Source organism: Microvirga sp. GN3 (genome assembly GCF_055792825.1).
In genome coordinates this window covers 1-3,931 of sequence record NZ_JBVVAK010000303.1, presented here as the reverse complement: position 1 = coordinate 3,931, position 3,931 = coordinate 1, and the positions used below count along the sequence as shown (strand labels likewise).

Here is a 3,931-nt window from a genome sequence, read left to right as displayed (position 1 = left end):
AAGCGCTCCGCGAGAGCGAGGAGAAGTGGAAGGCGGTCTTCGAAAGCAACCCAACCATGTACTTCATGGTGGACGCGGCCGGGATCACCCTCTCGGTGAACGCCTTTGGGGCGGAGCAGCTCGGCTACACCCCCGACGAATTGGTCGGGAGCCCGGTACTGAACGTGTTCCATGAGCCTGACCGCGAAGCCGTCCAGAGGCTGGTCGCCCGCTGCTTCGCTCAACCCAACCGGGCGATGAGCTGGGAGGCCCGCAAGGTGCGCAAGGACGGCACGGTGCTCTGGGTGCGTGAAACCGCCCGATCCGTGCTGTTGAAGTACTGCCCGGTCATCCTGGTCGCATGCGAGGACATCACCGAGCGCAAGCGCGCCGAAGAGGCGGCCCGCCGAAGTGAACAAGAGCTGCGCGATCTGATCGAAAACCTTCCGGCCATGGCGTACATCGCTTTGCCGGGGCCCTCCGGGCCTTCCAATGCATTCATAAGCCGGTGGGGGCGCGAATACTCAGGCTTGTCCGAGGAGGACACGGCCGGATCTGCCTGGCAAAGCGTCGTTCATCCGGACGACCTGAAACGCCATCTGGAGAAGTGGCGGGCGTGCTTGGCGACGGGCGAGCCGTTCGAAAACGAGGTGCGTTATCGCCGGGCGGACGGGGCCTATCGTTGGTTTCTAGTCCGCGCCGTGCCGCTGCGCGACGATATGGGCACCATTGTCAAATGGTATGGCGTCCTGACCGACATCGAAGACCGCAGGCGGGCCGAGGACGCTTTACAGCGCAGCGAGCACTATCTCGCGGAGGCGCAGCGCCTGAGCCACACCGGCAGCTGGGCCTACGAGCCGGCCACCGGGCAGGTCATTTACTGGTCCGAGGAGATGTTCCGGATTTTTGGATTGGATCCGCGACGGAGCCGTGCCCTCGACCGACATGAGCTCGCTCGCTTTTTGCACCCGGCCGATCGCGACCACGTTCTCGAACGCCTCGAGACGGCACACTGCGAGAGGGCCGAGTATGCAGTGGACCACAGGATCGTGCTGCCTGACGGAAGGGTCAAGCACCTCCAGGTGAGCGGGCATCCGGTTCCCGATGACACCGGAGCGGTCGTCGAATACGTCGGGACGGCGATGGATGTGACCGAGCGCAAGCGGGCGGAGGAGGAACTGCGGCGCAGCGAGGCCTACCTGGCGGAAGCGGAGGCGCTGAGTAAAAGCGGCAGTTGGGCGTGGAACCCCGCCACGAGAGAAATCACCTACTGGTCGCAGGAACGCTACCGCCTGTTTGGCTTCGATCCGACAGCAGGTACCCCGTCCTTCGAGGCGCTTCTCCAGCGCATTCATCCGGAGGATCGGGCAAGGTGGCTCGCAAACGCGGAAACCGCAATTCGTATCAGGGGCGATTCCGAGACCGATTTCCGAATCGTTCTTCCGGACGGCGAGATCAAGCACCTGCACGGTATAGGCCATCCCATTTTCAGCGAAGCCGGCGACCTGCTTGAAATCATCGGGGCGGCGATGGACGTTACCGAGCGCAAGCGGGCCGAGGAGGCGCTGCAGAAGGCGCAGGCCGAGCTCGCGCATGTCACGCGCGTGACGACGATGGGCGAGCTCACCTCCTCGATCGCCCACGAGGTCAACCAGCCGCTGGCCGCCATTGTCACCAACGCCAACGCGGCCCTGCGTTGGCTCGCCCGCCAGCCGCCCAACCTCGCCGAGGTGCGCGAGACGGTGGAACGTATTGTCCAGGACGGGCACCGGGCCGGCGCGGTGATCGGGCGGGCGCGCGCCCTCTTCCGGAAGACGGCCACCATCACGACGCGGCTGGATCTGAACGAGCTCATCCGGGACACGGTTGCCCTCGTCCAGGGGGAGGTGCGCCGCCATCGGATCCTGCTGCGGACCGAGCTGGCGCTCAACCTCCCGCCCGTGGCGGGCGATCGGGTGCAGTTGCAGCAGGTGATCCTGAATCTGGTACTGAACGGCCTCGAGGCGATGAAGGAGGGGGCGGAGCGGCCACGCGAGCTGCTGATCCGGTCCCGGCTGGATGAATCCGGGGCCGTGCTGCTCGCCGTGCACGACACCGGTGTCGGGCTGGACCCACAGCAGGTGGAGCGGGTGTTCGAGGCGTTTTACACGACGAAGTTGGACGGCCTGGGCATGGGTCTGGCGATCTGCCGCTCGATCATCGAGACGCATGGCGGCCGGCTGTGGGCATCTGCGAATGAGCCTCAAGGGGCCGTGTTTCAGTTCACCCTGCCGGCAGACCAGGACGAGACCGCTCCCGCTGAGCACGTCGGCTCAAGGCCGGTGGTGTGAGGGGAAAGGTCCGGGGAGGACGGTATCGTCAACTTAACGGCTTGAGATAGGTCTGCTCGCCTGGAGCATCAGATCAGAGACTAGGAGCGACGCCCGTTACCTCGGACCAGACTCGGAAGGCGTGAGCTCGGGACATGCGGTGATCGTGGGCATTGGTGTTGGCGGGGCGGTGGAAGAGGTTTGCGACCTGATCATGGATTGAGAGAAAGCGCTGGGCCTGCCCGGCTGATTTGAACCGCTTCATGATGCGTTCGCGTCGTCGGGTCGGCTGATGAGAATTCTCCGCTCGATTATTCAAGCCTTTGTGCTGGCGATGCTCCACGCCAGGCATAATCTTCCTTTTCGCGGCGGCGTAGCTGGCCAGCTTGTCGGTGATCATCACGCGCGGTGTGATACCTTGCTTCTTGAGTAACTTCCGCAGCAGACGCTTGGCGGCTTCTGTATTGCGGCGACTCTGCACCAGAATATCGAGCACGACTCCATGCTGGTCGACGGCTCGCCAGAGCCAGTGCTTCCGACCTGCAATACTGATCGCGACCTCGTCGAAGTGCCATTTGTCTCCCGGTGCCGGAAGACGCCTGCGGATTTGCGCGGCAAACTGCTGGCCAAACTTCAGGGCCCACTGCCGCACGGTCTCATGGCTCACCTCGATGCCTCGGGCCGCGAGCATCTCCTCGACCATCCGCAGGCTCAAGGGGAAGCGGAAGTACAACCAGACAGCATGGCTGATCACTTCAGCTGGAAAGCGGTGGCGGGAGTGGCGAGGATGGCGGGGCGATTTCGTTCCTCGCTTATGCCAGCATCCCCTCAACTCGACGTTAACCTGACGGTGCCGACCCGACAAGTGATATCAGCCGAACTGACGGAAAAGGCCGCTCACAGGGCTTGACCAGAATCCCCGGAATAAGAGAGCGGTGCCCTGCGAAGCGGGGAGGGCAGGTGTACAGGGAAACCTGGATTGGTCTCAGCGCAGGATCTTGAGCATCTCTTCGACGGCGTCAGCCTCGTCAAGGCTGCCTCTCTCGTACTGACGCAGCACGTCCCTGATTTGAGCGCGCTTTGAGCATGAGCGGCCAACCTGCTCATCATGGGCAGGTGCTTGCCCTTGGGTCGCTGGTGGCAATTCGGGCTTGCGGAAGTAGGTCTGAGCTTTTTGCAGCAGTCTCATGTTTAGCATTCGTCGTAGATGACTCTGATGATCGATATGGGAGCTCTTGAGGCCTGTTCGTCACTCCCTATCCTTAGCAGTCGATCAGATTGGGAAAGACAGACTTTGGTAGCAAGCTGCGGAGTGAGAAAGCCACATTTCGATCTTTGTTACAGTGTGAGCAGAGCTTCAACAGTGCACACGGCTGACGATCTCGAGCGGGCGCTGAGAGGATGACACCGAATGGACGAGAGTTTCTCGCCAACCATTTTCCTTTATGGCATGGCCCTCATACTTGCCCTGGGAAAGGCGTTCACGCTGACGATCTGGCGGACCCTTCCAAAACCCAGACTAGATGTTTAGTCCCGGCATTTGGTGGAGCGGGTCGAGCCTGAAGCGTTGCGGCTCGCTTGTAAAGATCTTGCAGATGTACTCGTAGGGGGTGAGGCCGCGCAGGGTCTTGAGCCGGCGGGCG

Annotated in this window: 3 protein-coding genes and 1 pseudogene; 1 reads left to right on the top strand and 3 read right to left on the bottom strand. The window is 62.4% G+C overall.

Annotated features, from left to right (window positions below; all coding sequences use genetic code 11):
- The coding region (locus tag ACS5Q1_RS46840; RefSeq protein ID WP_473104615.1) for a PAS domain S-box protein at window positions 1–2,309 on the top strand (2,309 nt) is incomplete at its 5' end.
- A 73-nt stretch (window positions 2,310–2,382) separates the two neighbouring features.
- Here the strand turns inward: ACS5Q1_RS46840 and ACS5Q1_RS46835 are convergent.
- The 3 genes and pseudogenes from ACS5Q1_RS46835 to ACS5Q1_RS46825 all read right to left on the bottom strand — a co-directional run.
- Window positions 2,383–3,042 carry an IS6 family transposase gene (locus ACS5Q1_RS46835; protein ID WP_473104614.1) on the bottom strand — a complete coding sequence of 220 codons (660 nt, stop codon included), beginning with the start codon at window positions 3,040–3,042 and terminating at the stop codon, window positions 2,383–2,385.
- 231 nt (window positions 3,043–3,273) lie between these two features.
- The gene (locus ACS5Q1_RS46830) at window positions 3,274–3,477 is read right to left on the bottom strand and encodes a hypothetical protein (RefSeq protein WP_473104613.1); all 204 of its coding nucleotides are present in this window, start codon (window positions 3,475–3,477) and stop codon (window positions 3,274–3,276) included.
- A 330-nt stretch (window positions 3,478–3,807) separates the two neighbouring features.
- Window positions 3,808–3,931 (bottom strand): annotated as a pseudogene (locus tag ACS5Q1_RS46825) (IS481 family transposase); the annotation flags it as partial.